The 1,966-nt window shown below is 43.1% G+C and carries 2 pseudogenes; both read right to left on the bottom strand.

The features are described 5' to 3' along the window. Nucleotides 1-71: 71 nt before the first annotated feature. Nucleotides 72-720, bottom strand: a pseudogene (locus ASN18_RS16550) (transposase); the annotation flags it as partial. 895 nt (nucleotides 721-1,615) lie between these two features. Next, nucleotides 1,616-1,966, bottom strand: a pseudogene (locus ASN18_RS16540) (hypothetical protein); the annotation flags it as partial.

The raw sequence follows: 1,966 nt of genomic DNA, 5'->3' as shown, positions 1-1,966 counted from the left end.
CTTCGTTATTTTATTAGCCATTACTACCTCCTGTTTAGTTTTGAAGATAGTATACCATATTTACTTATTAGATTGCTACTTAGTATAAGTACTTGAAGCCAGAAATTAGCGCCTTCAGCCTCTGACATGTGTACTTCCTTACAGCCCATCTGATTTACACCGAGAATGGTGTAAGAGGCGGTCTGGACTACCTTTCCATCTTCTCTCGTCTTGTAGTGAATGGCGTCCATCCGTGATATATGGCATCCAGCGGCCTGGCCTGCCACTGTTTTACTACCGGCAGTATCTTGTCGGTTACGGCACTGAGCGTGGCAGTGGAGACCTCTCTATGCCGTAGAGCTCCTCAAGATGGTTAGAAATATCACTATAGCTCATTCCAAGGGCATAGAGGTCAATGACCTTCTTATCAAGTGCGTTACCAAGATAGGTCTGCCGCTTTTTCACGATCTCCGGCTCGAAGGTGCTGTTTCTGTCCCGTGGAGTTTCGAGCTCGAAAGCGCTTTGGTCTGTTCTAACAACCTTCGAAGTCCGGCCATTGCGCCCGGTATCATCGGCCTTCAGGTGCGATTCGATTTCCCCATCAAGTGCGGCCTCAAGTATCATCTTTATCAGTGGGGTTAAGACACCTTCTTTGCCGTTCAGTGGTTTACCAGACTTCAACTGCTTGATTGCTTCTGCCTGAAACTTTGTAAAATCAGAATCTTGCAGCTCGTTACTCATGTCAATCCTCCATATCTTTTTCCTGAAGCTCTGACTGCTCATCTTCCCCCCTCGTTCTGATTATTATATAGCCGCAACGTAGGGCTTGTCTCACCCGTAGGGGCGTAACGTGTAGTTTGCCTCAGGCAAACTTGACATGCCAGTTTAAGTGTAGGCTACCAGAGCGAGAGGGGATAGCCGTTGATTATCAGGCGATACAGACTCAATTCTCATTACCGCCTTCTTCCCTTCGCTTTCTCTGGATTGACACAGTTCGTTGTACAGTCTCGGTAATTCAGGAATGTCTCCCAATCGGGAAAGATCATAGTAGCAACCAAAACCCTTAGTATTTCCCATAAGCTGCGCTTGCTCCCAAAGTTCTTCCTGCATTGCTGATACCTCACATCACTAGGTTCAAAAATTTGATGAAAGAAAAAAGCCAAGAGATTTAATGGTTCATAGAAAGGTGTTTTGCCCAAAATTATGCTCTCCATGATTTTTCAAGACATTAAAGGTCTCGTTCTCTATTTTTCACCGGCATCTGCCTCCTCTGACCAGTTTGCTTACATTATCTTCAGTTATCTCCATGTCTGTTACCCAGCTGTTATGATATGCCACCCTGCTGCCGTCCATTACTCAAAATAGTTTATCCAAATAGTTTCCTTATTCCCGTTCATCGGGACTTTGTTTATCCATTCATATATGTGTACGCCCTTTTTGATCATTTACTTCAATCCGGGAAACCTCATATAGTAATCTCTATTCATTAACCCACTCCATAAGCAACTTGTGGTCTCCTTCTTTTGCAGCCAGAATGTAACTCATACCACTGACCTTTGCATGTTCCATAAACGGCTGCTTGCTATGAAGGCTGTCTGCAACTTTAACTTAGGGTGTGCCTTTCTTATCTTTGTAATTAATCTTTGCCTACCGATATTTCACAATCCTGTTTCTTATCACCATCTGTATTTCTTATTTCCTCGGGTGTGAGAGGGATTACCTGTTTCATATCGGGGTGCATCAATACTGCCTGCATTATCTGGTGCGAGTAACTCACTTTTCCTTTTTTGTCTTCTTTTCTCAAACATCCACTACAACATATCTTGTCTGAACTAAAATACTCCGACCCATCCATAGAAACTAAATAAGCATTATCCATAAAACGATACAAATCAAGATACTTACCCCTCTGTAATCTCTCATCGAATATTGCTTCTAGCTCATTAGGGTCAACATCGTCCAACACATTTCTCATTTGATTATCCTT

Origin of the sequence: Candidatus Magnetominusculus xianensis (genome assembly GCA_001541255.1) — a bacterium.
Lineage (GTDB): Bacteria > Nitrospirota > Thermodesulfovibrionia > Thermodesulfovibrionales > Magnetobacteriaceae > Magnetominusculus > Magnetominusculus xianensis.
This window is presented reverse-complemented; position numbering and strand designations above follow the sequence as displayed.